The sequence below is a fragment of the Bacillus sp. P4_D3 genome (assembly GCF_056401855.1).
Map to the genome: position 1 here is coordinate 1 of NZ_JBFUIN010000850.1, position 1,219 is coordinate 1,219.

General features: G+C 34.2%; 1 protein-coding gene and 2 pseudogenes. 1 reads left to right on the top strand and 2 read right to left on the bottom strand.

Annotation, left to right across the window (positions count from 1 at the left end):
* Window positions 1–166 (bottom strand): YitT family protein (locus AC1DTM_RS27320; RefSeq protein ID WP_477001361.1); only part of this gene is annotated, 166 nt, incomplete at its 3' end.
* Window positions 167–168: 2 nt separating this feature from the next.
* Here AC1DTM_RS27320 and AC1DTM_RS27325 point away from each other — a divergent pair.
* Window positions 169–846: pseudogene (locus AC1DTM_RS27325) on the top strand (YitT family protein); the annotation flags it as partial.
* Window positions 847–1,068: 222 nt separating this feature from the next.
* Here the strand turns inward: AC1DTM_RS27325 and AC1DTM_RS27330 are convergent.
* Window positions 1,069–1,219: pseudogene (locus tag AC1DTM_RS27330) on the bottom strand (DUF6141 family protein); the annotation flags it as partial.

Consider the following 1,219-nt stretch of genomic DNA (forward strand, 5'->3'; position numbering starts at 1 on the left):
ACAAAAACGCGTTTAGAATTAAGTTGACTAAGCCTGGTGACCATTCAAATAAATAGTAGGTAATAATCGTGATACCCGTTACCCCGCCCTCACCAAACTCGTTCGGGATAACAAACAAATTCACACCTAACGCAAAAAGAAATGCACCAATAATAATAAAAATAATGTCACTTAATTCTAAACGCGTTTTTGTTAATAGCTGGCTATAAATTTTTGAATAAGATAACAACAATTTATACGATCATTGCTGTAGTTACTAACTCGCTATTTCTTCATTTGACAGAGGGCTGGTATATTACTTCGGATGAAATGCTGGTAAATGCCATTTTCGGAGGAATATTTATAGGATGCGGGATTGGTCTAATTATTCGTGTTGGCGGAACAACAGCAGGTACTACCATTTTAGCGAGGATGACACATAAGTATTTAGGTTGGAGCATTAGCTATGGTCTACTGTTCTTCGATTTAATCGTTGCGTTTTCATCTTATTTCATCATTGGTGCAGAAAAACTGATGCTGACAATTATTATGCTATACGTAGGAACGAAAGTGATGGAATTTGTAATTGAAGGTTTGAATCCGAAAAAGGCTATTACGATTATTTCTGATAACCCGAATGAAATTGCCGGGAAGGTGACTACTTTAATGGGCAGAGGGGTTACTGTGTATTCAGGTCATGGCTATTACACAAAAACTCCGAAGGAAATTCTTTATATTGTTATTAATAAGCAAGAAGTAGTGAAGCTAAAGCGGATTGTTCAAACTACGGATCCGGCTGCGTTCATCGCTATACACGATGTTCGTGATGTGTTTGGAGAAGGATTTGTTGATATTTCTAAGGCTTAATAAGAGTTAGAATTAGTTTTTAAAAAGGAAGAAAATGAGCAATATTTTTTATTGAAATAATCTTAATGCGAAAATATGAGAATCTATTTTGATCACTTAATTATCAAGACCTAAATTTTAAAAAAACAAATAAATTCAAGGACATTATATATTTTATATGACTAATATGTAATGTCCTTTCTTATTCCACAATGATACCCGTTTGTTGACGATTAATTTTCATTATGCTTTTTGTGCCGAGTCTAATGCTTTTTTTAATTCGTCCGGTTTTTGAGTGCCGATTACCACTGTGTTATATTTCAACTTTAACTCTATACCTTTCTTTCCATTCATGTTATAGGCCGTTTCACCCTTAAGGTTAAAACGAATTCCC